24 protein-coding genes are annotated in these 22505 nt (G+C 62.2%); 9 read left to right on the top strand and 15 right to left on the bottom strand.

Going from position 1 to position 22505, the window contains the following annotated elements; genetic code table 11:
• The first annotated feature begins 158 nt into the window (after nt 1–158).
• From ssuC to BM079_RS12075, 7 genes are all read left to right on the top strand, one after another.
• Nucleotides 159–947, top strand: a complete 789-nt coding sequence (ssuC, locus tag BM079_RS12105; protein WP_090134456.1) for an aliphatic sulfonate ABC transporter permease SsuC — start codon at nt 159–161, stop codon at nt 945–947.
• Entirely contained in the window at nt 944–1819 is an 876-nt protein-coding gene (locus BM079_RS12100) for an ATP-binding cassette domain-containing protein (RefSeq protein WP_090134454.1), read from the top strand. Before ssuC ends, BM079_RS12100 begins: the two co-directional genes overlap by 4 nt.
• Before the next feature lie 48 nt (nt 1820–1867).
• On the top strand, nt 1868–2086 hold the full coding sequence (locus tag BM079_RS12095; protein ID WP_090134451.1) for a TOBE domain-containing protein: 219 nt from the start codon (nt 1868–1870) through the stop codon (nt 2084–2086).
• A gap of 68 nt (nt 2087–2154) precedes the next feature.
• Nucleotides 2155–3186 carry an aliphatic sulfonate ABC transporter substrate-binding protein gene (locus tag BM079_RS12090; protein ID WP_090134449.1) on the top strand — a complete coding sequence of 344 codons (1032 nt, stop codon included), beginning with the start codon at nt 2155–2157 and terminating at the stop codon, nt 3184–3186.
• 106 nt (nt 3187–3292) lie between these two features.
• Entirely contained in the window at nt 3293–4486 is a 1194-nt protein-coding gene (gene ssuD, locus BM079_RS12085) for an FMNH2-dependent alkanesulfonate monooxygenase (RefSeq protein ID WP_090134447.1), read from the top strand.
• Nucleotides 4483–5454, top strand: a complete 972-nt coding sequence (locus BM079_RS12080; protein WP_090134445.1) for a sulfonate ABC transporter substrate-binding protein — start codon at nt 4483–4485, stop codon at nt 5452–5454. The genes ssuD and BM079_RS12080 overlap by 4 nt, the downstream gene beginning before the upstream one ends.
• A gap of 99 nt (nt 5455–5553) precedes the next feature.
• Nucleotides 5554–6480, top strand: a complete 927-nt coding sequence (locus BM079_RS12075; protein WP_090134442.1) for a LysR substrate-binding domain-containing protein — start codon at nt 5554–5556, stop codon at nt 6478–6480.
• A gap of 19 nt (nt 6481–6499) precedes the next feature.
• Here BM079_RS12075 and BM079_RS12070 read toward each other — a convergent pair whose 3' ends face one another.
• From BM079_RS12070 to BM079_RS12040, 7 genes are all read right to left on the bottom strand, one after another.
• Nucleotides 6500–7354 carry a hypothetical protein gene (locus BM079_RS12070; RefSeq protein WP_090134440.1) on the bottom strand — a complete coding sequence of 285 codons (855 nt, stop codon included), beginning with the start codon at nt 7352–7354 and terminating at the stop codon, nt 6500–6502.
• A gap of 135 nt (nt 7355–7489) precedes the next feature.
• On the bottom strand, nt 7490–8416 hold the full coding sequence (locus BM079_RS12065; protein WP_090134438.1) for a CysB family HTH-type transcriptional regulator: 927 nt from the start codon (nt 8414–8416) through the stop codon (nt 7490–7492).
• Between the two features lie 96 nt (nt 8417–8512).
• Nucleotides 8513–9844, bottom strand: a complete 1332-nt coding sequence (locus BM079_RS16970; protein WP_281243960.1) for a methyl-accepting chemotaxis protein — start codon at nt 9842–9844, stop codon at nt 8513–8515.
• A gap of 160 nt (nt 9845–10004) precedes the next feature.
• Nucleotides 10005–11318 (bottom strand): arsenic transporter, encoded by a 1314-nt coding sequence (locus tag BM079_RS12055; RefSeq protein WP_090134434.1) that lies wholly within the window; start codon nt 11316–11318, stop codon nt 10005–10007.
• 15 nt (nt 11319–11333) lie between these two features.
• Nucleotides 11334–12080 carry an arsenical resistance protein ArsH gene (gene arsH, locus BM079_RS12050; protein ID WP_090134431.1) on the bottom strand — a complete coding sequence of 249 codons (747 nt, stop codon included), beginning with the start codon at nt 12078–12080 and terminating at the stop codon, nt 11334–11336.
• A complete protein-coding gene (gene arsC / locus BM079_RS12045; protein WP_090134991.1) occupies nt 12040–12456 on the bottom strand; it encodes an arsenate reductase (glutaredoxin) in 417 nt (138 codons plus the stop codon). The genes arsH and arsC overlap by 41 nt, the downstream gene beginning before the upstream one ends.
• Nucleotides 12453–12809: an ArsR/SmtB family transcription factor gene (locus BM079_RS12040; RefSeq protein ID WP_090134429.1), complete on the bottom strand. Its 357-nt coding sequence runs from the start codon at nt 12807–12809 to the stop codon at nt 12453–12455. The genes arsC and BM079_RS12040 overlap by 4 nt, the downstream gene beginning before the upstream one ends.
• A gap of 103 nt (nt 12810–12912) precedes the next feature.
• Between BM079_RS12040 and rarD the strand changes: the two genes are divergently transcribed.
• Together rarD and BM079_RS12030 are read left to right on the top strand one after the other, a co-directional pair.
• A complete protein-coding gene (gene rarD / locus BM079_RS12035; protein ID WP_090134427.1) occupies nt 12913–13812 on the top strand; it encodes an EamA family transporter RarD in 900 nt (299 codons plus the stop codon).
• Nucleotides 13813–13959: 147 nt separating this feature from the next.
• Complete coding sequence (locus tag BM079_RS12030) at nt 13960–14682, top strand: DUF4396 domain-containing protein (protein WP_090134425.1); 723 nt, start codon at nt 13960–13962, stop codon at nt 14680–14682.
• Nucleotides 14683–14757: 75 nt separating this feature from the next.
• Here the strand turns inward: BM079_RS12030 and BM079_RS12025 are convergent, their stop codons facing one another.
• The 8 genes from BM079_RS12025 to BM079_RS11990 form a co-directional block, all read right to left on the bottom strand.
• A complete protein-coding gene (locus BM079_RS12025; protein ID WP_090134989.1) occupies nt 14758–14889 on the bottom strand; it encodes an entericidin A/B family lipoprotein in 132 nt (43 codons plus the stop codon).
• Between the two features lie 82 nt (nt 14890–14971).
• Nucleotides 14972–15961 (bottom strand): Gfo/Idh/MocA family protein, encoded by a 990-nt coding sequence (locus tag BM079_RS12020; RefSeq protein ID WP_175489684.1) that lies wholly within the window; start codon nt 15959–15961, stop codon nt 14972–14974.
• A complete protein-coding gene (locus BM079_RS12015; protein WP_090134421.1) occupies nt 15951–17114 on the bottom strand; it encodes a DegT/DnrJ/EryC1/StrS family aminotransferase in 1164 nt (387 codons plus the stop codon). The genes BM079_RS12020 and BM079_RS12015 overlap by 11 nt, the downstream gene beginning before the upstream one ends.
• A gap of 266 nt (nt 17115–17380) precedes the next feature.
• Nucleotides 17381–17794, bottom strand: coding sequence for a hypothetical protein (locus BM079_RS12010; protein ID WP_090134419.1), 414 nt, complete (start codon nt 17792–17794; stop codon nt 17381–17383).
• Nucleotides 17795–17927: 133 nt separating this feature from the next.
• A complete protein-coding gene (locus tag BM079_RS12005; RefSeq protein WP_090134417.1) occupies nt 17928–18125 on the bottom strand; it encodes a CsbD family protein in 198 nt (65 codons plus the stop codon).
• A 177-nt stretch (nt 18126–18302) separates the two neighbouring features.
• Entirely contained in the window at nt 18303–19337 is a 1035-nt protein-coding gene (locus tag BM079_RS12000; RefSeq protein WP_090134416.1) for a cation diffusion facilitator family transporter, read from the bottom strand.
• A 253-nt stretch (nt 19338–19590) separates the two neighbouring features.
• Entirely contained in the window at nt 19591–21435 is a 1845-nt protein-coding gene (locus BM079_RS11995; protein WP_245743019.1) for a DUF3413 domain-containing protein, read from the bottom strand.
• Nucleotides 21436–21559: 124 nt separating this feature from the next.
• On the bottom strand, nt 21560–22486 hold the full coding sequence (locus tag BM079_RS11990) for a Brp/Blh family beta-carotene 15,15'-dioxygenase (RefSeq protein WP_090134414.1): 927 nt from the start codon (nt 22484–22486) through the stop codon (nt 21560–21562).
• Nucleotides 22487–22505 lie beyond the last annotated feature (19 nt).

The following is a 22505-nucleotide window of genomic DNA, read 5'->3' as shown; positions in this document are numbered from 1 at the left end:
CAATTTCTTATTATCCCGCCCCTCATAAGCATTGCGGTTTTAACCATTTTAACCGGCCGCCTCCCGCCGGTTATTGTCGTTATCGACATATCAAAACTGATTCATATGCACTTTTCGCATAAATACGTACTCACACCGTGATGCAGGGAGAACGGGACATGACGCACTGGCGCGCGCAGGCCGCAAGGCGCTTTCTACCATGGTTGCTGCCGCTTCTTATTGTGGTGCTCTGGCAGGTGTCGGTCAGCACCGGCTGGCTGTCCAGTCGCGTCATGCCGGCCCCGGCCGCCGTAATCGAGGCCGGGTGGCGTCTGGGCAGCAGTGGTGAACTCTTTTATCACCTCGGCGTCAGCTTCCGGCGCGCGATCATCGGCTTTGCCATCGGTGGCGGTATCGGCCTGGCACTGGGCATGATCAGTGGGCTCTCCCGCTGGGGCGAGTATCTGCTGGATTCCACGGTTCAGATGGTGCGCAACATCCCGCACCTGGCCCTGATCCCACTGGTCATTCTCTGGTTCGGCATCGACGAGACCGCCAAGATCTTTCTGGTGGTCCTGGGCACGGCCTTTCCCATCTATCTCAATACCTTCCACGGCATTCGCAGCATTGACCGCAATCTCATGGAGATGGCGCGCAGCTACGGGCTGACCGGCTGGCCGCTGTTCATTCACGTGATCCTGCCCGGCGCGATGCCCTCGATTCTGGTCGGTGTGCGCTATTCGCTGGGCCTGATGTGGCTGACGCTGATCGTCTCGGAAACCATCTCCGCCAGCGAAGGCATCGGCTATCTGGCCATGAACGCGCGCGAGTTTCTGCAAACCGACGTGGTCGTGCTGTCCATTCTGCTCTATGCCGCGCTGGGCAAGCTGGCCGATGAGGCCGCCCGTTATCTCGAAAGGCGCTGGCTGCGCTGGAACCCCGCCTATGCCACAGGAGCTGCTGCATGAGTACTCAATCCCTGCATCTTCGCGAGGTCTCGCGTCATCAGGATCACACGGTCCCGTCAAACACCGATGACCGGACAGCGCCGGGGCTTGCCCTGTCGCTTGACGCGGTAGACAAGTCCTTTGGCGAGCACCGGGTGCTCAAACAGATCGATCTGGAGATCCCGTCGGGACAGATCGTGGCCATCGTGGGGCGCAGCGGCTGCGGCAAGAGCACGCTGCTGCGCATCATCGCCGGGCTTGAGTCACACAGTGGCGGGCACATTCATACCGGCGATGGCGCCCGCACTGGCAACAACGCCACGGCCGATCAGACCCGCATGATGTTTCAGGATGACCGGCTGCTGCCGTGGAAAACCGTCATCAACAACGTGGGGCTGGGCCTGTCCGGCAACTGGAAACCCCGCGCGCTGGAAGCGCTGGCCGAAGTCGGGCTGGTCGACCATGCCGACAAGTGGCCGGCGCAGCTTTCCGGCGGCCAGAAGCAGCGGGTAGCGCTGGCCCGGGCAATGATCCATCAGCCCCGGCTCCTGCTGCTGGATGAGCCTCTGGGCGCACTTGACGCCCTGACCCGCCTCGAGATGCAGCAGCTCATCGAGCGCCTCTGGCAACAGCATGGCTTCACCATCCTGCTGGTCACACATGACGTGGCCGAGGCCGTACAGCTGGGCGATCGCGTCATCGTGCTGGAATCCGGTGTCGTGGGCATGGACCTGCCGGTATCGCTGGCACGCCCTCGTGAACACGCAAGCCCGGGCCTTGCGGCCATGGAAAGTACCGTTTTGCATCGCGTGCTGGCCCGCGAATCAACAGATGAACCACACCACGACGAACGCCGTCACGACACCCGTGCCCCGCTGCGCTGGGCGCTCTAATACCCGTGGCGACACCTGCCACCCCACTGCCTTTTCAGGGAGAACGACATGTCCATCAAATCCATCAATGTCCGCAACCAGTTTGAAGGGGTCATTACCGACATCCTGGAAGGCCCGGTCCTGTCCGAGATCGATGTCAGAACGGCCGCCGGTCAGGTGACCTCGGTGATCACGACCCGATCGGTCAAGGAGCTCGAGCTCAAAATCGGCTCGCCGGTGATTGCCTTTGTCAAATCCACCGAGGTCTCGATCGCTGCGCTGGAGTAGCGACCCACTGACCGTTTTTTTCTGATATCTGCCCCCCAGGGGCTCCAAAACGAACAGGAGAATGGGTGATGAACGTTGCTGACGCCCGGGCATGCGCCCGAAGTATCCTGCCGCGCCCGGCTTCGCGACTGCTGGCAGGCGCGCTGATCAGCCTGCTGGCGCTGACCCCGCTGACCACTGCGGCAGCGCCCTCCGGCGATCAGGCGCTGCCGGAGGATGCCACCACGGTGCGCATCGGGTTCCAGCGCTCCTCAACCCTTATGAGCCTTTTGCGCCACGACCATACTCTGGAGAACGCTCTGGCCGAACAGAGAGTGCGGGTGCGCTGGCACGAGTTTGCCAGCGGCCTGCCCATGCTGGAGGCGCTCAATATTGGCAACATCGACGTCAGTGCAGACGTCGCCGACACGGTGCCCATTTTCGCCCAGGCCGCGGGCGCCGATCTGACCTTCTATGCGCAGGAGGCCCCGTCGCCTGCCGGGCAGGCCCTGCTGGTGCCGGCCGACAGCGATATTCATGATTTGGAGGATCTGCGCGGCAAACGCATCGCCGTCACCCGTGGCGCCGGCAATCACTACCTGCTGTTGGCCATTTTGAAACACGCCGGCCTCGCGCCACGGGATATCAGCATTGCCTATCTTCCCCCCTCCGATGCCCGGGCGGCCTTCACACAGGGCAGCGTGGATGGCTGGATCGCCTGGGAGCCGTTTTTGTCCACCACGCGCGCCCAGAGCGACACACGCACCCTGACCGATGGCCGCGATGGGCTGGCCAGCTATACCCGCTACTACCTGGCGGCCAGCACCTTTGCCCGCCAGCACCCGCAGGTGTTGAACACGATCTATCACGCGCTCGAGGCCGCCGGGGAAGAGGTTCGCCAGCATCCTGATCAGAGCGCCGCCCTGCTCAGCCCGCTCTGGGGCAACCTGCCGGAAGAGGTCGTCAAGCAGGCCAACAGCCATCGCAGCTATCGGATTCAGCCGGTCGAACGCGAAGGACTGGAGGAACAGCAGCGCATCGCGGATACCTTTTTGGATGCCGGCATCCTGCCGCAGCGGGTCGATACCCAAAAGGTCAATCTCTGGCAGCCCGACCCCTGAGACGACGCCATGCATGGCATCAGGGCAGACGGCCCGACGCCCTTCTTTTTCCAGATTCCCGTTCCCAGAGACCCGTTTTTTCAGAAAACCGCCAAAGGACACAGACATGACACAATCCACGACCGAACGTCCCATTTCCCGAACCGATCATCAGTGTGCCGAGAAAGCCAGAATCCTGTGGTTTCTGCCCACCCATGGCGATGGCCATTACCTGGGGACCACAAAGGGCGGGCGCCATGTCGATATTCACTATCTCAAGCAGATTGCCCAGAGCGTCGATCAGCTCGGCTATTACGGGGTGCTGTTGCCGACCGGACGCAGCTGCGAGGATTCCTGGGTCGTCGCCTCGGCGCTGGCGCCGCTGACGCAGCGCCTGCGCTTTCTGGTCGCGGTACGCCCGGGCCTTCAGTCGCCCTCCGTCGCCGCGCGCATGACCTCGACGCTGGATCGCATCTCGCAGGGGCGCCTTCTGATCAACGTGGTCACCGGCGGCGATCCGGTGGAAAACCGGGGAGACGGCGTCTTTCTCGATCACGACGAGCGCTATGAGGTGACCCGCGAGTTTCTGGACGTCTATCAGGGCCTGCTGCGCGGCGAGACCGTCAACCACCACGGCAAGCATCTGAACATCGAGGACGGCAAGCTGCTGTTCCCACCGGCACAGACGCCTCATCCGCCGCTCTATTTCGGCGGCTCCTCTGCCTCGGCCATTGAGGTCGCAGCGACCACCATCGACAAATATCTGACCTGGGGCGAGCCGCCGGCCCAGGTGGCCGAAAAGGTGGCCACCGTTCGCGAGGCCGCACAAAAGGCCGGGCGGGAAGTGACCTTCGGCATCCGTTTGCACGTCATCGTACGCGAAACCGATGAACAGGCCTGGGCCGCCGCCGACAAGCTGATCGAGCATCTGGATGACGAGACCATTGCCGCGGCGCAAAAGGTCTTTTCACGCATGGACTCCGTCGGTCAGTCGCGCATGCGCGATCTGCACAACGGGCAGCGCGACAAGCTCGAGATCAGCCCCAACCTCTGGGCCGGTGTCGGTCTGGTGCGGGGCGGTGCCGGCACGGCCCTGGTGGGCAGCCCGGCCACCATCATCGAACGCATCCGCGAGTACATGGCCATCGGTATCGATACCTTCATCTTCTCGGGCTATCCGCATCTGGAAGAGGCCTGGCGCTTCGGCGAGCTGGTGCTGCCGCACCTGCCGCTGGATCACGAGGTGCCCGACGCCCCGACCAGCGTCAATACCGGTCCTTTTGGGGAAACCATTGCCAATCATGAGCGGCCCTCACGATGATCAGGACACGCACGATAACGTCACTTTTGAAATACGCGGTGGCCGTTTTGATGGCCACGGCGTCGCTGACAGCCGCCCAGGCCGCTGAAAAACCTCCCGAAACGCTGACCATCGGTTACCAGAAGGCCAATATCCTGTCGCTGTTGAAAAGCCGGGGGACTCTGGATGAGGCCCTTGAAAAGCAGGGCATCAAGCCGCGCTGGATCGAATTTACCGCGGGGCCGCAGATGCTCGAGGCCCTCAATGTGGGCAGCATTGATCTGGCGGCCACGGGCGATGCCCCGCCCATTTTCGCCCAGGCCGCTCGGGCCGATCTGGTCTATCTGGCCCATGGCGTGCCCAATCCGAAAACCGAGGCGATCGTGGTGCCCGAGTCCTCCGACATCCGATCGGTCAGTGATCTCAAGGGCAAGCGGGTGGCGCTTAACAAGGGCTCTGATGTCAACTATCTGCTGATCAGGGCCCTGGAGCGTGAAGGGCTCTCCTACAGCGATATCAAGCCGGTCTATCTCAAGCCCGGCGATGCGCGCGCGGCCTTTCAGCAGGGCAGTGTCGATGCGTGGGTGATCTGGGACCCCTACTACGCCGAGGTCGAACTGCGGGGGCATGCGCGCAGGCTGGCTGATGCCACCAACCTGGTGCCGCATTACACCTTCTTCCTCGCCAGCCGCAATTTTGCAGAAGCGCATCCGCAAACGGCTCATCTGGTCATCGAGACGCTCAGGACGCTGAGCCAGTGGGCCAATGAGCACCCTGACGACGCGGCCGCAAGCCTGGCCGACTCCAGCGGGCTGGATGTCGGGATCTGGCAGCACGCCATCGCCCGCATGCCCTTCGGCATCGAGCGCATGCAGCCCGATATCCTTGATGGACAGCAGACGCTGGCCGATACCTTCAAAAGGGTGGGGCTGATTCCGGTGTCGGTCGATGTCAGCGAGGCCCGCTGGTCGGACGACGACCAGCCGTGATGATGAACCCTCGCGGGCGCCGGGGGCCTTCAGGCCCCCGATGATGATGACGGGCGGGTGTCTACCTGCCCGGATATTGCAGACGGCACAGGGGCAGCCATGAAACTCCTGCAACTCAAGTATCTGTGTGAGGTAGCGGATTGTCGCAACAATGCCTCAAGGGCCGCACTCAGGCTTCACACCTCTCAGCCCAACGTGTCGCGTCAGATCATGCTGCTGGAGCAGGAGCTGGGCATCCCCCTGTTTTCCCGCTGTGGCCGTCATTTCTCCGGCCTGACGCCGGGGGGCGAAGCGGTCATGCGACGGGCGCGCGACATTCTCGGGGACATCGAAGGCATTCGTGACAGCGCCCGGCAGACACTGGATGCCGATCAACGGTGCCTGTCGGTCGCCACATCGCACACGCTGGCCTGTTATTTTCTCCCTGATATTCTCGGCGCCTTTCGCCGCCAGCGCCCCGACGTCGCCCTGCATATCACCCAGGGTCCTCCGCGGCAGCTTCAGGCGCAGCTGGTCGAGGGAGATGTCGATGTCGTGATCAGCACCGAGCCCATGCAGATCAACTCGGCGTTCATGACTCAAGCCTGCCACATCGCCGATATTGTCCTGATAGAGCCCGAGACAAGCGCCACCACGCAACCGCCGCAGCGCGTGTCCCCGGCCAACCTTCTCAGCCGCTCGCTGATCACCTACACGTCCGACTTCACCATCCGCCAGCGTCTGGAAGCACTGGCCAGAACCCACATGATGACGCCCGATGTTCGCGCCAGTCTCATGGATGCTGATGTGATCAAAAGCTGCGTTCGCATGAACATGGGGAGCGGCATCATCAATGCCATGGCGCTGGAACCGCAAAGGGACAAGGATCTCCGGATGACGCCCCTGCCCTGTCTCGGGCAGTTGACCACCCTGGTGCACTTTCATCGCCGCACGCTGGCCTCTGCGATCCAGCGGGACTTTATCCGCTGCCTGTTGCCGCATCTGTCCGGGGCACGGCTGGCCGCCATGGAGGAAGGCGAGGCATGAAGGGCTGCCCCTTGCCGGCCTACCCGGTCCGGGCCTGCGCCGGCAGGGCAGTAACCGTCAGCGACGCGTCCAGCACGGCATCAGCGTGGGTCATCAGCGCCTCGCGGCCCTTCGGGGGGCGGCGCAGCAGCACCTTCAATCCATGCCGGTGGGCCTCGCGGACCCACTGATCATGACGCACCCACTGCCCCGTGTGGTGGGACTGCCAGCGCCCGGTATCCGGTGAGACCCAGCAAACGCCCAGTGATTGCATCAATGACCAGGCGGGATCGTCAACGCTCAGGTGATCCACCAACAGGGTATAGCCGCGCTGAATGAAGCTGCGCACCGCCGCATGGGCATGCGAATCCTCGATCAGCATCGGGGCCTGCAAGCGCAGCACGATCTGACGGGTGGAGAGCCCCAGGCGCTGCAACAGGCCCTCAAAGACCTCCCCGTGGGCATCGTGCACTGCGCGCATGTGGCGCCAGTGCACATCCAGCATCAGCTGCCACTGGTCGTGACCGCGCAGGGCATTGAGCGGCGCCATGGACAGGCAGTGCAGATAATGCAGGGCATGCAGGACACGCAGGAATCGATCAACGAAGACGATATCCTCGCTGTCCCAGGCATAGAGGTAGAGGGCCTCGCGACGCAGCGAACGCTGATGGCCATCCTGAACCATCAGCTCTCCTTCCCAGCCCATGATGTCGCCGCCGGGCGTTCTGATCGCGCGCATGTCGGGAATCAGGGTCAGATCACCCAGACGCGCCGAGATGCCGCCTTCAAGGTGATGCGAAGCGTAGTGGATCTCCGCCTGGCAGTGCAGGCTGGAGGCCGGGTTGAATGAGGCAAGATGCTGATTGAAATACGCCACAACGCTGGTCAGCGGCATGTATGACCTCCTGATGATCAGGGCCGGGCGCTGTCAACGGCACGACCCTTGAAAACTTCCCATAGCCTGAACCGTCCCGTCGAGACGCTGAAATCACGATTTTCGAGAAGCTTTTCAGTACCGCACGGCGACAGGTCAGCCGCGCGTCAACGCGGTCTGCACCGCGTCACTGGTCAATTCGGGCGAGCAGCACTCCAGAAAGCGGTAGGCAAAGTTGCGTAGCAGATGCCCACGGCGTAACGCGATCAGCGTGGTATTGCGCGGGAAGAGATCATCCTGATCGAGCATCGCCAGTCCCGCATCACGCACGGGGTCAAAGGCCACGGAAGCGATGATGCCAACGCCCAGGTTCAGCTCGACATAGGTCTTGATCACATCGGCATCCAGGGCCGACATCACCACATCCGGCGTGACACCAGCAGCAGTAAAGGCCTGGTCGATACGCGAGCGACCGGTGAACCCCTCGTGATAGGTCACGATCGGGTAACGGGCTACTTCTGCCAGCGTCAGGGTCTCGACCTCACGCAGCGGGTGGTCCTCGGGAATCACGATGCCGTGCTGCCACTGATGGAAGGGAAAGGTCACCAGTTCCTGATGGGCATCGCCGAGTGCTTCGGTGGCCATGCCGATGTCCACCTTGCCGGCCCGCAAAAGCGAGACGATTTCACTCGGTCCGCACTGCTGAAGCTCAAGATGCACCCGCGGAAAATCGCGACGAAAGTGCGCAATGATGCGCGGCAGCACATAGCGGGCCTGAGTATGGGTGGTGGCAATACGCAGGCGGCCCTGATCCTCGTGCACCCACTGCTGAGCCAGCCGTTTCAGATTTTCGCTGTCCAGCAGAATACGTTCGATGGTTTCAACCAGCGTGGCCCCTGCCGGGGTCAGGCCCAGCAGGCGCTTGCCACGACGCTCAAAAAGCACCACACCCAGCTCGTCTTCCAGATCGCGGATGTGCTTGCTGGCACCGGATTGAGAGGTGAAGAGCGCGTTGGAGGCTTCGGTCAGATTGAACTGACGACGAACGACCTCTCGAACGATTCGCAGCTGCTGAAAATTCACGGCGACCTCATGTCATAACGCTATCAAAACGGCTTTCAATATAACCCTTTAATCTTTACAGGCTAAATCAGCATTCCTGATATCGTTATGACAGCGTCACTCAACAGCCCCCAGGGCCTCGGTCGCCTGTACCTGTGTACAGGGCTGGTCACCGAGCTCCGTGGAAGACGCCATGTTGCGCACCGCCATGACCATGTCGCTGGTACAGGCACTGATCCGAATGATCGCCCTGCCGGCATCACCGGCCATGCCGACCCCCTTTTCCACGCTCTCCTGGCAGGTATGCATACTGGTACTGGCGCTGTGGGAGAGCGTCTGGAGGGTATCGACCGTGCCGGCAATCTCGCTGGTGGCCTCGGCGGTGCGACGGGCAAGCGCGCGCACCTCATGAGCCACCACCGAAAAGCCGCGGCCGTGTTCACCGGCACGGGCAGCCTCGATGGCAGCGTTGAGCGAGAGCAGATTGGTCTGGGCGGCAATCGACTGAATGGTTTCGACAATGGCCGTGATACCGGCGGCCTGAGCCGTCAGATCGTTCAGCAGTCGGGACGTGGCCTCGACCCGGTCGGCGATGCTTCGGATTTCACGCACGGTCTCATCGATGATGCGGCTGCCGTTGTCAGCGGTATTTTCGGTGTCAGCCGAAATACGACAGGCCAGACGCAGACTTTCGGTTTCACGTTCGACCCGCTCGGTGATGTTGCTGGCGAACTTGATGACCTTGTAGAGCCGGCCGCCGTCATCAAAGATCGGGTTATAGGTGGCTTCCAGCCACAGGGTGCGCCCCTGTCTGTCAAAGCGTTTGAACTGACCGGACACGTACTCGCCGGCATTGAGCTGCGCCCAGAAGGCTCGGTATTCGGGACTTGCCGCCAGCGCTTTCCCGCAGAAAATACGGTGATGCTCGCCCTCGATCTCCTCGAGCCGATAGCCCACCGTGTCCAGAAAATTCTGATTGGCAGTGAGGATATGACCGTCCGGCGTCAACTCGATAACGGCCATCGAGCGGTTGATAGCCGCCAGTCGACTATCCATCTCCTGCTCGGCACGCACCTGCACCGTGATATCGGTGGCGATCTTGATCACACGCACAACCTGCCCGTGCCGGTCGGGAATCGGATGGTAGGTGGCTTCCAGCCATAGCGGCGTGCCGTCCTGACGCAGCCGCTTGCAGCGCCCACTAATGGACTCACCCTCGCGCAGCCGGGGCCAGAACCCGGCGTACTCATCGCTTTCAACCAGCTCGCGGGGGCACAGCAGGCTGTGGTGACAGCCCACAAGCGTCTCGGCGCTGTAACCGCTCGCCTTGTAAAAGGCCGGATTGGCGCACAGGATCGTGCCCTGCGGATCGAATTCGATCACGGCCATGGCGCGATGAATGGCGTCCGCCAGCGACACCTGCCGGGAAGAGAGGGTATTTCGAAACATGGAGGCTCCTGCCGCTATGGCAGTGTGGCGGGCGGATGTCACGACGGCGACCCGAATCATTGTTACAGGCAAGATCGGCCGCCGGCGTCTGCTTCTTGAGCCCGATCTGATATTCCCCTTCGCCCGGGCCCCTCCCATGCTGGCGCGATGTGACCTGATACTACCCACCGAGTCGAATCGCCAGCGGCCCCCACACTGCCAGCGCGATCAGGGTGGCCAGAAGCACGGGCGGGGTCATCACAAGGCCTACCTTCATGTACTGCCCCCAGCCGATGCGATGTCCCTTGCCGGCGAGCACATGCAGCCACAAAAGCGTGGCCAGACTGCCGATCGGGGTGAACTTGGGGCCCAGATCGTTGCCAATGACGCTGGCATAGGCCATCAGCTGCCGAGTGAGCTCGGGGACCTGAGCCTGATCGATCGCCAGCGCGCCGATCAGGGTGGCAGGCAGGTTGTTGACGACCGAGGCCAGTACCGCCAGCCCCGCCCCGGTGCCCAGTGTGGCAACGAACGTGCCCTGACCGGCCAGCCGGGTCAGCAGGCTCGCGGCGCCTTCTGTCAGCCCGGCATTGCCCAGCCCATAGACCACCAGATACATGCCAAGCGAAAAGAGCACGATCTGCCAGGGGGCGTACCTGAGCACCCGGAACAGTGGAATTACCGACTTTTCCCGCCTTCCCCAGCGTCCGGCAATCGCCATCAGCACCAGCGCCGCCGTCCCCATGATGAAGGTAAAGGGCACGTGCCAGCGGGCCGTCACGAACAGGGCCACCAGCAGCACCGCCAGCAGCGGAAAAGCGGCGCGAAAGACCCGGACATCCACGATGGCGCTGGCCGGTTTTTCCAGCCGGCTGCGGTCATAGTGGCGTGGAACTTCACGACGACAGTAGAGCCACAGCACCGCAAGCGTCGCCGCCAGCGACACCAGATTGACCGGCACCATCACCAGCGCGTACTCCCCGAAGCCGATCTCGAAGTAATTGGCGGTGACGATATTGACCAGGTTCGAGATCACCAGCGGCAGGCTGGTGGTGTCGGCCACAAAACCGGTCGCCAGAATAAAGGCCAGCGCCGCGCGGGGACTGAATTCAAGGCGCATCAGAATCGCCAGCACGATCGGTGTGAGCAACAGCGCCGCGCCGTCGTTGGCAAAAAGTGCTGCGATCACCGCGCCAAGCATCACGATCAGCACAAACAGCCGTGGTCCATGACCGTTGCCCCAGCGGGCAATGTGCAGCGCCGCCCAGCTGAAAAAGCCCGCCTCATCGAGAATCAGCGAGATAATGATCAGTGCCACGAAGGTGAAGGTGGCGTCCCAGACGATGCCCCAGACAGTGGCGACATCACCCCAGCCCACCACACCGGTGCCCAGCGCCACCAGGGCGCCTCCCAGCGCGCTCCAGCCGATGCCGAGGCCACGCGGCTGCCAGATCACCAGTATCAGAGTGATCACGAAAATACTCAGTGCCAGCATGTTGATATCCGCCTGCTAGAGAGTGCGCTGATTGACGCGTGCCGAGACTTCCTCGGCGCTCTCCACCCGCTCGGAGTAGCGGTCGACGAGATAACCGGCGCGACCGCGTGTCAGCCAGGTGAACTTCACCAGCTCCTCACAGACATCAACAATGCGGTTATAGAGCGGCGAGGCCTGCATGCGTCCATCATCATCAAACTCATTGAAGGCTTTCGGTACCGAGGACTGATTGGGGATGGTCAGCATGCGCATCCAGCGGCCCAGCAGGCGCATCTGATTGACCGCGTTGAAACTCTGACTGCCGCCGGAGACTTCCATCACCGCCAGCGTCTTGCCCTGGGTGGGCCGTACGCCGCCAAGCGAGAGCGGAATCCAGTCGATCTGGGTCTTCATGATGCCGGTCATCGCGCCATGACGCTCGGGACTGACCCACACCATGCCCTCTGACCACTGCGCCAGTTCACGAAGCTCGGCAACCTTTGGGTGATCGGCCTCGGCGTCATCGGGCAGTGGCAGCCCGGAAGGGTTGAAGGTAGCCACCTCGCAGCCGAACCAGCGCAGAAGCCGGCCGGCCTCCTCAGCCACCAGCCGCGAATAGGCACGCTCGCGCAGCGAGCCATACAGCACCAGAATCCGTGGCGCGTGGCGGGAATCATTCGGACCGATCAACGCCTCGACATCGATGGGCTGAAGCTGATTCATGTCGATGTGGGGGAAGGTGTCATTCACGCGTCGAGCCCCCGAAGTGCACCACTTCGCCATCCTCTTTCGTGAATTCGCTCAGTGGATGAGCCAGCAGGGCCAGGACCTGCTCGGAGGGTCGACACAGCCGCACGCCCTTGTCGGTGATCACGATCGGGCGGTTGATCAGGACGGGATGCGCGCTCATGGCATCGATCAGTTGATCATCACTCACGGCTGGCCCCTCAAGCCCCAGCTCGGCGCAGGCCGGCTCCTTGCGGCGCAGCAGCTCACGGGGCGACATCTCCATTGCTGCCAGCAGTTCGACCAGCCGTGCCCGGGTGGGCGGCGTTTCCAGATATTCGATCACCCTCGGCGTCTCGCCGGACTGACGCAGCATTTCAAGCACATTGCGCGAAGTGCCGCAGGCGGGGTTGTGATAGATCACACAGGTCATGATGGATCCTCTGGTTCAGGACAGTCTTCGGACTGCAGAGGGCTCAACAGCGGCGCACAGAGCTCGGGGCGTCCGTCGCAGCAGTCGCGGGCCAGAAAGGCCAGCGTCTCCTGCATCCGGTCAAGGCTGGCACGGTAGATGATCGAGCGACTTTGACGCTGCGACACCACAAGGCCGGCACGCGAGAGTACGCTCAGGTGGGCCGACAGCGTGTTGTGCGGCACCTCTAGATGGCGCGCCAGCTCGCCGGCGGCCAGCCCTTCGGGCTCGTGACGCACCAGCAGCTTAAAGGCGTCCAGACGAGTGCGCTGGGCCAGTGCAGCAAAGATATCGATAGCGGTTTCATTGTCCATATGTCCAATAATATGGACATATCAAAAACGAATCCAGTCGGGTGCGTCGCTGTGACCTGCCATCGGGCGTATGATGCCGATCTTTATGTGAAGGACGCAGGCGATGACGGACAAGCGTGAACAAGGTGCAGGACTGCTGGCCGCCCTGGGCTGCTTTTCAATGTGGGGCGTGCTGCCGCTTTACTTCCACCTGATCGGCCCGTCAGTGACTCCCTGGGAGATCCTGGCCCATCGCATGATATGGGCCGCCGTCCTTCTGACACTGTTTGTGGTGCTCACCCATCGCAGTGCACGCATCATGGCCGTTGTACGCGACCGCCGTCTGCTGCTGGCGCTGATGACCACTGCCGTTCTGATCAGCGTCAACTGGGGCCTGTTCATCTGGGCAGTCTCGAGTCATCACGTCCTGCAGGCCAGCCTTGGCTACTACATCAATCCGCTGCTCAACGTGGTGCTGGGGCTGGTCTTCTTTCGCGAGCGGCTGCGCCCGCTGCAGGTCGCTGCCGTGCTGCTGGCGGCCGCCGGCGTGATGATCATGGTCGTGGGCTTCGGGCGGGTGCCCTGGGTATCGCTGATCCTTGCCGGCAGTTTCGGCTTTTACGGGGCGATTCGAAAGCGCATCGGCGTTGACAGCATCACCGGGCTTTATATCGAAACCATGCTGCTGCTGCCGTTTGCCCTGCTCTGGCTGGGCCATCTCTATCAGCAGCAACAGGCGGTCTTTTTGCAGGGCAGCATCAGCACCGACGTACTGCTGATCGGCTGCGGGCTGGTCACCGTGCTGCCGCTGGTGCTGTTTACCATGGGCGCGCGGCGATTGAAGCTCGGCACGCTGGGGCTGATTCAGTACATGACCCCGACCCTGCATCTGCTCACCGGCGTGTTTATTTTCGGTGAGCCCTTCAGTCGGGCCAGTCTGATCACCTTCGCCTGCATCTGGGCAGGTCTGGCGCTCTATACCCTGGATACCCTGCGGGCGCAGCGGCGCATCAGGGAGGGTTGATCCGCAGCCCCGCGCCTCTTTCGATATCGCGCGACAACGTTCACGGTGGTTAACCCTGGCCTGCCCCATGGTTTGCTGAATGATCCTGTCTGCACTAAACCCTTGTCTCCGGATAAATTCAAACTGAAGGCGACAGGGAGTGTGCCGATGCTGACCATCTGGTCGTGGGTATTTCTGATGCTGGGGGTGGTGACCTGTGCGTTGATCGCCATTGATGTGCACCGCCGCCCACAGCACATGGCAGTCATGAATGTGACCTGGCCGATCACGGGGCTCTACATGCCGGTGCTGGGATGGTGGGCGTATCAAAAAATGGGCAGAGCGGCGCCTGCTCATCAGGGCCATCAGGCTTGCGGGCATCACGAGCACGGCGGCCACGAGCACGACGATCATGCGTCTCATGACGGCCATCATCACAGTGACAAGCCCGAATGGCAGGGGGTATTTGTCTCTGCCACTCACTGTGGCGGGGGGTGCACGCTGGGCGATATCGTCGCGGCACCGCTGGCCACGGCGACCGGCTTTGCCTTTCTGGGGTCCCATATGGCGGGGCACTTTCTGCTGGCGTTTCTGGCGGCCTATGCCTTTGGCATCCTGTTTCAGTATCTGCCCATCCGCGAGATGGGCGAGCGCTCGCCACGCCGTGCGCTGATCGATGCTGTCAAGGCCGATACGCTGTCGCTGATCGCTTTTCAGATCGGCATGGTTCTATGGCTGCTGATCGCCACGCCGCTGTTTCTGGGTGGTGAAATGAATGCGGCCACCCCCGAATTCTGGTTCATGATGCAGATTGCCATGCTGGTCGGTTTTTTGGGTTCCTATCCGGCCAACTGGCTTCTGGTCAACAAGGGCATCAAGCACGCCATGTAGTTGCTGCGACCACAGCGCAACGGGGGCCCGCAACCGGATGGCTGCGGGCCCCGTTTCGGCCGTGAGAAGCGCGCCCTAGTCGGCGGCGTTCTGAATGGCCTGACCGCCGTCGGAGATGTCCTCTCCGGCGCCGTGCATGGTGTTACATCCGCCGAGAACGCCAGCAGACAGCAGCATTACAACCATCAAAAGCATCATGCGTTTCATGTAGTTACCTTCCCGTGTGAACGGCCGCCCGGCGGCACGTATTAATGACTTTAGCACCATCGACTTCAGCATCGCCACGTCCTCAATGCAGACAACTGTCCTGGTGGGCAGTCAGCCGCAGGCGCTGCTCGATGAGGTGACAAAGGGTCAGCGTCTGCCAGGACTCCCGGGCACTGGCCAGTCCGTGGGCACGTCCGTCCATGACGCTTGCCACCATCGCGCGAGCCTGGTGGGTCAGTGCGTCTCCGGGGGCGCTGACCAACGGTATCGGCGGCGTGACGCCCTCGGCGGGTTCCAGATGATGACAGCCGTTGAGCAGATCGACATGCAGGCGGCCCTGTGTGCCCCGGGCGTGAATGGCGCGAACCGGATGATCCGGCAGCCTTCCGGTGTTCAGCGTGACCGGATAGCCGGCATCACCCTGCAGACGCACCGTGACGTGGCTGGCGCCCTCGCCCACGGCTCGCCCCTGCTCATCCGTGCCGCCCTCGACCGCCAGCAGGGCTTCGGGCGTCAGTCCCATGACGTGCTGCATGATGTCCAGGTCATGGATCATCAGATCCGTCACGATGGAGTCACCCGAAAGCCGGGTACTGCCCGGATTCTGCCGGGTCAGGCTGACCGTTTCCCACTGCCAGGTGCGCAGTACGTCAGCGGTGGCCCGAAGCGCGGGATTGAACCGTTCGACATGGGCACAGTAGAGACCGATACCGCGCGCGCGGGCCATGCGATCCAGCATCAGACACTCCCACGGCCGCATGGTCATGGGCTTTTCCACCAGGCACGGCAGGCCACAACCGATCAGATCGCGGGCCACGCCAGAATGGGTCGCCGTGGGACCGGCCACCACGGCCATGTCGGCCAGGCGCGCCCGCTCCAGAAAGGCCCGGTAACTGCGGGTACAGCGGCGCTGCAGATGCGCCGGCAGATCGCATTCAGCGGCCGGGCGCGGGTCATGAATCACACAGACCTCGGTATCGGCCAGATCATCGAAGATGCGGGCGTGCCTGGCGCCCATTCGCCCGGCGCCGGAAATGGCGACCTGAAGCGGGGGCGAGCCATCAGCGGTCATGGCAGACATCCCTGACGGCCTGACAGACCTGCTCGACATGGCAGGACTCGAGATAGGGGTGCATCGGCAGGCTGAAGGCACCGGCGGCGACCCGGTCAGTCTGAACCAGGCCGTCATGCATGACCGAGCGATAGGCGGGATGGTGATGCAGCGCCGGCGAGTAGTAACAGCGTACCGGAATCTCCCGCTCGCGAAGCGCCGTCAAAAAGGCGTCGCGACGCGCTTCGAGCGCGACATTGTCCTCGCCGGGTATCTCCGGCAGCCGTACCGTGTACTGCGCCCAGGCCGAGCGATGACCCGCCGGCAGCTCCGGCGTGATGAGGCTCGTGCCCAGTCCTTCCCGGTAGGCACCGGCAATACGCTCGCGCCGATCAAGCTCATCATCGAAAACGGTCAGTCGGGCCAGCAGTACGGCGGCCTGCAGGGCATCCAGCCGCGAGCACATGCCGATCTCTTCATGGCGAGTGCGACAGGCACTGATGCCGTGGTTGCGCAGCGAGCGCAGCCGCTCGGCCAGAGCGACGTCCTTGACGAACAGCGCCCCGCCGTCGCCGTAGCCGCCCAGTGGCTTGGACGGATAAAACGAGGTGATGGTGATATCGGCCAGCGTTCCGACCGGGCGGCCGTGATACTGCCCGCCAAGGCTCTGGGCGGCATCGGCAATCAGATGAAGATCAAAGCGCCTGGCCACGCATTCGAGCGCGGTGTAATCGGCCGGTCGACCAAAGAGATCCACGGCCAGGATGGCCCTGACCTCTCGCGCCGTTGAGGTGTCAGCATGCTCCCCGAACCAGCGCTCAAGCGCCTGCGGATCGATATTGAAGGTCGCCGGATCGATATCGATCAGTACCGGCTGTGCCCCGACCCGAATGATGGCCTCAATGGTGGCGGCGAAGGTATGAGCCGGACACAGCACCCGATCGCCGGCACCGATATTAAAGGCGCGCAGGGCCAGCACCAGTGCGTCGCTGCCGCTGGCACAGCTGACGCACTGCGCCACGCCGGTACGTTCGGCCAGCTGTCTTTCAAGCGCGTCCACCTTTGGCCCGTTGATGAAGGTCGTGGAAGACAGCACCTCATCCATCTCTTGCTTGAGTCGGTGTTCGATGCGGCGATGCTGCGCTTCCAGATCCATGAAGGAGGCACTGAACATGAAGGGCGACTGTTCCTGTTGTCATGTTATTGAATGATCGCCTTTGTAACGCATTACGCCTTAATCGGGTTAAGACAATTGTCTCGATTTTGTAGCGTACCGATATCCTTTTTCGCCAATCGTGTTACATCCATGGCATTAATACTTCCCTGCATATGGGCGCGTCAGGATCGAGCCTCCAGGAGTGCAGATTGACGGTAGCGCTTCAGGTCTCCTTGATCAGTGACAGGACTTGATGAAAAGGCGCCATGACCATGGCGCCTTTTTCATATCACGTTCTTCTGTTGTGAAGACGAGTACAGGGTCATCTGCAGCGAGGGCGTTTCCACCGGGACAGGCGGGGCGCGATGTTCGGGCACCGGTCCCGACTCCTGAATGTCAATCTCGACATCATTGAAGGCCGTGGTGAGCATCAAAAGCAGCAGCCCCAGCAGGTAGATCAGCGGTGACACAATAACGGAGGCCGCCATGGCCAGAATGCCGGCCACCGTGCGCCCCCGCGTCATGACCACAATGGACAGGCAGAAGGCGACCAGGTTGAGCGGCCAGCCGATCAGCAGTCCGGAACCGGCCTGTGGCAGCAGAAAAGCCCCCCAGGCAACGCCCAGCACGATCCATGTCAGCATTACCGGCGCCGTGCGCGGGGCGCCAGCCGTATTCACGGTATTGATCTCGCTCATCGGGTCACTCCCTGTCATCCCCTCACAGGCCATGCTGCCATTGCGGTTTCCGGCAGGCATTAACGCAAAAAGCCCGGCCATGGCCGGGCTTCACGTCATTATGCCACGTCACGTGGCGCACATGGCGGCCAGTTCAGGAGTTGCGCATGATGCTTTCGGCTTCGCGCTCCGATTCCTCCCGGCTCATGCCCTTCTGCTCCCTGAGCATGCCGGCGATGCGCTGCATCTCGCCCTTTTCGTAGGCGGAGAGATCGTTGGCAACAATGCCCCACTTCTCCTTGAGCTGCCCGGCGATCCTGTCCCACTTGGCCCTCTGGGCATTATCAGACACGGTATTTCATTCCTCTCATGATGATGTTCCGGGGCAGCGCCTGCGCCACCCCATGGATTCGGCTCCCGCGTTCTGCCTGAAGCGTCGGAAGTGGCGCGTATTCAAGATCAATCGCACCGCGCCATCCATCACCTGAGTTATCCGACACGTCATGCAGTGCCCATGGCACAGACCATGTCACCGCGACGGCGAATGCGCGTGTTCATGTTCAGAGACATGCTGACCGTGGTCGTTGCGATCAACATCGTGCTGATCAGGGCAGAGCGCCTGACGCTCGATCTGCACGGTGACATGATCGGCGTCAAAGTGCGTCCTGAGCCAGGTTCTGATCGACCGGACCGCCTGATCCTGATCCACCGCCTCGTGAGGGACGGCGTGCAGGGTGATCATTACCCGCTCCGGCGTCAGCGACCAGATGTGGACATGATGAACGCTGTGGATATCGTCCAGCGCGCGGGGCAGATCGTGAATGAGCTGCTCGCTGTCGATGTGGGCCGGCGCCCCTTCAAGCAGAATGTGTGCCGACTGCGCGGTAATCTTCCAGGCACTGCGGGCGATCAGTGCCGCCGCCAGCAGCGACAGCAGCGGATCGATCGGCATCCAGCCGGTCACCATGATGATGATCGCAGCCACAATGGCGGCCACCGACCCCAATAGGTCGCCCAGTACGTGCAGCAGGGCACCGCGCACGTTGATGTTGCCGCGATCGCCGCTGTGCAGCAGCCAGAACACACCGATATTGACCAGCAGGCCAACCATGGCGATGCCCAGCATGCCGGTGCCGGCCACTTCGGGCGGTGCCAGCAGTCGACGCACGGCCTCTATCAGAATCCAGACCACGATCAAAAGCAGCGCCATACCATTGACGAAGGCGGCCAGCACCTGCACGCGATGATAGCCGTAGGTCTTGCGACCGTTGGCCGGTCGGTGGGCCAGCCGGGCCGCGACCCAGGCCAGCGCCAGCGAGGCGCTATCGGTCAGCATGTGACCGGCATCCGCCAGCAGCGCCAGCGAGCCGGTCAGCACACCACCGATGGCCTCGGCCACCATGAATGCCCCGGTCAGCACCATCGCCCAGAGCAGACGCCGCTCATTGTCTGTTCCATGGTGGTGGTGACCGTGACCATGGCCGTGACCGTGACCATGGCCGTGACCGTGACCATGGCCGTGATGGTGGTCATGATGATTGTGGGCCGCCCGATCCTTCGTCATGAACGTTCTCCATTGTCTGTAGCGTATGTCAGAACATGATGACAATTGTTGCGATGGTGTCAGGATGGCACATTCATGCCTCCTTGAGCGCCCCCTGCCAGGCGCCCGTCTCCACGCTCGATGCCGCGAGCGCGATGATGACCCTGACGCGCAGCAGACCCCACCTTTCCGGCGCCGTCCGGTGAAAACGCCTCACGTCCGGACACCATGCCACCGGATTTGAGACGCCCTTTTCGCAGCGCCGTTGTGTGCTCTATTTCTCGTAGAACTGGCGAAACTGCTGCAGGGCCTCGAACACTGCCGGTGAAAAATCGGGACTATCAAGCGGGGTCAGCTGGCGATCGAGAATCTTCCACTGGCCGGTGCCGTCGACCACGGTGATACGATCAGGCTCGATAATGCCGTAGTCCAGATAGCTGCTGGCAATCACCCAGGGGTGATTCAACTGCTCATCGAGCAGGTCGCCGCCCTGAGCATAGTCTGACAAAGGATTGGTGCAGCCCAGCGCGTGGCGCATCAGCATGGGCGCCACATCCAGATGACTGGTCATGCCGTCTTCCACGCCGGGCGAGACACCGGGGCCGTGCAATATCATCGGCACATGGGTCTGGGGCGCGGCGAAATGACTGTTATGGCCCCAGTAGTTTTTATGGAAATCGTTGAAGGACTGACCGTGGTCTGCGGTCACGATCAGCACGGTATTATCCCACTCTCCTCGTGCCTTGAGGTCATCAATGACCCTTCCAATCAGTTGATCATCGTAATGCACCGAGTTGCGATGCAGATTGGCATAGGGCGTGGGATCCGTATCCGGCCCCAGATCGAGATAGTTCATCTCGCTGGCCGACGGCTGGAATGGCATATCAGCGTCTTCGGGAACGCTGTAACCGTGCGGCGCATCGTAAAACAGCATGCCGAACCAGGGGCGGTCGCGCTCGGTGCGCTCATGCTGACCCAGCCATTCGAGCCAGTCATCGGTCATGCGGGCATCGCGCTCATGCGGAGTATCACCGGGTGTGCCCGTGCGCAGCGGTGACACCGAAGAAAAGACGGTGCGATCAAACCCTACGCTGTCCAGGCTCGCGGCGGCAAAAATGCCCAGCGCATAGTTCTGGCGCTGCATTTCGGTCACCAGCAGCGGCGGGGTCTGGGTATTGTTGATGTAGGCGTTATAGTTGCCGATCAGCCCGTAGAAAAGGCTCATGACGCCGGTACGGGTGCTGTTGCCGCCGCTATAGTGTTCGGTATAGCGGCGCCCGTTTTCGTCCAGTGCAGCATGAATATTGGGCGTGGTCCGGGCATCGTATTCATCGCTGCGCCAGGAGTCGATCATGACCAGCATGATGTTGGGCGGCGACGACGCCCCGCACTGCAAGGGATTGAGCGGCCACTCGAGCTCATCGGCTTCCCGGGCACTGACATCGGCCCGCTCACTGCGCGCCGCCCGCGGGTCCAGCCAGCCATGCTCGGCCATGAAGTCCTTGGCCGTGGCCGGAAACAGCAGTGGATAGACACCGGTCTGCTGGGTCACGCTGCGCATATAGCGCGCATCCGCCACGATATGTAAAAGATGACTGGCCACCAGCGCCAGCAGCAGCACTCCCGATACCTTGCCCACCGGCAGACGACGCGCCCGGCCTTTCATGATCAGTCTTCGGGCCAGCCATCCCTGCGCCGCCAGCAGCGCTGCAGCGACCCCGACCACCACAAGCCATGTATTGGTGGAAAAGCTGAAGATTTCGCCATTTTTATCATTTAAAAACAGCGAGACCATGAAGTAATTCACATGAAAGCGGTACTGGGCATAGACCACTGTATCCACCAGCAGCGCACTGGCGCCCAGCGTTGCCAGCAGTGCCGCCAGCGGCCAGAGAAAACGCGAAGGCAGCACCAGCGCCGGCAACAGCAGCAGCATCCAGCCCAAAAGCACCAGAAGCCCGAAATGACCAACCCAGGTCAGCAGCAGATAGAGGATGCCCCAGCCATCGTGGGGCATTTCCATGAAAGGGAGATAACGAAGCGCGATCAGCCAGACAAGAGGCAGCTGGCAAAGTGCCAGCGCCAGAGTGGCGCGCAGCCGGTGAGAAACAGCATCCACGTCGAGAACCACCTGAAAACCATTGATAGCGTGGCGGCGTAGTCTACAGGGATACGGCCGACAATGATGTATTGAGCAAACGCTCGGCGCATATCAAAACGGTCGGGCGAACCTCCTCCCGGCCCTAGGCGCTCTTCACGGGCGCGTGAGCGATACGCTCGCCCAGCCACTCGACCAGCATGTGCGGCACCGTCAGACAGGCCAGCCCGATAAAGATCGTCTTGATCAGGGCCCCCGTCACATGGTCGTGGCTCATCCACAGATAGCCGGCGCCCGCACCCAGCCAGGTCATCAGCACGATTGGAGCGGCCACCGTCAGCATCCGCCGGCGCCCGGTCAGACCGTGCTCATGACGGAGGGTCGATAGATGCAGCGGGCTGTGAAAGCAGCAAAAGTAGCAGACAAAGTAGGCCAGCGGATTGAGTACGGCCGCGCCCAGCAGCAACAGCCCGGTCGCCGATAAAAACGCGACGCCGCGGTGGCGAATGCCCACGAGTACGATGCCCAGCGCCAGCGCCACTACCGGGCGTGCCGCCTGAAGAAAGGGGGCAGGCTCGGGGACAGCCAGTTTCTGGACGATGCCGGCCACCTCATCCGGGCGCCAGACAAACGGCAGCGCAATCACCAGCGCGCCCCAGCACAGCCGACAGATCAGCGACTGCTGGCCACGCCAGTCGGTGCCGAAATGCGCCGCCGAAAGCAGCAGAAATACGGTCAGCCCCAGCGTGGGCCAGTGGTACCAGCACCACAGCAGCGAGATCGACAGCAGCCCGTAGCCCAGCATGAACACACCAAGACAGGTCCGCGGATGCCGCGCATTCGGCAGGTAGTAATCGATCAGCCGCGCCCCGGTCAGATGATCAAAGGCGCCGTGAGGCAGTCCCAGCAGCGCCACGCCAAGCGTCAGCACCAGCAGCGACAGTACGCCGGCAGAGGCGCCCTGCTCTCCCAGCAGTGCTACCACCAGGGCAGCGGCCATCAGCCAGACGAGTCTCCCGCGCAGGGCCCCGGTATCGGTATTTGAAGCGTGCAGTGCTCTGATGGAGGTCATGATCCTGTGCCCTCTTGAG

Origin of the sequence: Kushneria avicenniae (assembly GCF_900112585.1) — a bacterium.
Lineage (GTDB): Bacteria > Pseudomonadota > Gammaproteobacteria > Pseudomonadales > Halomonadaceae > Kushneria > Kushneria avicenniae.
Note: the sequence above shows the minus strand (reverse complement) of the source record. Positions and strands in the feature narration are given on the sequence as shown.